Below are 787 nucleotides of genomic sequence, written 5' to 3'. Positions count from 1 at the left end.
CTGAAGCTGCAGGTGTCATTGCAAAGTGTTCGGTTAATGAAATTCCGGCACTGTTTTCGGGTTCCAGTAGCTTGAACAGCTCGGTCTTTTCAGTATGATCAGGGCAAGCAGGGTAGCCCGGAGCAGGGCGGATACCGCGGTATTTTTCTTTAATCAAGGCGTCGTTATCAAAGCTTTCATCTCCAGCGTAAGCCCAGAACTCTTTACGAACTCTTTCGTGCATACGCTCAGCGAAAGCTTCGGCTAGGCGGTCAGCTAGCGCTTTGACCATAATCGCGTTGTAGTCGTCATGTTTTGCTTCGAACTCGGTGGCAAGTTCTTCAGCACCGATTCCAGCGGTGACTGCAAAGCCACCGATATAGTCATTGAGACCCGTTTCTTTAGGTGCAATAAAGTCAGCTAGTGATAAGCTAAATTGATTGCCCGCTTTGTCAGATTGCTGGCGTAGGTGATTCAGGCTTAGATTTACCTTAGATCGACTTTCGTCTGCAAATACAGTAATTTCATCATCGCCTTGAGCGTTTGCTGGCCAAAATCCGATAACAGCCTTGGCTTTTAGTTTTTTATTGCTTATCAGATCCTTGAGCATTTTTTGTGCATCATTGAAAAGACTCTGAGCAGCTTCACCGATATGCTCATCTTTTAATATTTTCGGGTATTTTCCAACCAGGTCCCACGTGATAAAAAACGGAGTCCAATCGATATAGTCAACTAATTCTTCAAGTGGGTAGTCTTCAAAGATTTTGGTGCCGGTAAATTTCGGCTTAGGTGGTTCGTAGCCGCTCCA

At 45.4% G+C, this 787-nt stretch carries 1 protein-coding gene; it reads right to left on the bottom strand.

Translation table 11 applies throughout. From position 1 onward, the window contains the following. Nucleotides 1–787, bottom strand: a 787-nt coding sequence (locus A3756_RS22130) for a vitamin B12 dependent-methionine synthase activation domain-containing protein (RefSeq protein ID WP_304438924.1), incomplete at both ends; no start/stop codon positions are given.

This window comes from Oleiphilus sp. HI0086 (assembly GCF_001635225.1).
Note: the sequence above shows the minus strand (reverse complement) of the source record. Positions and strands in the feature narration are given on the sequence as shown.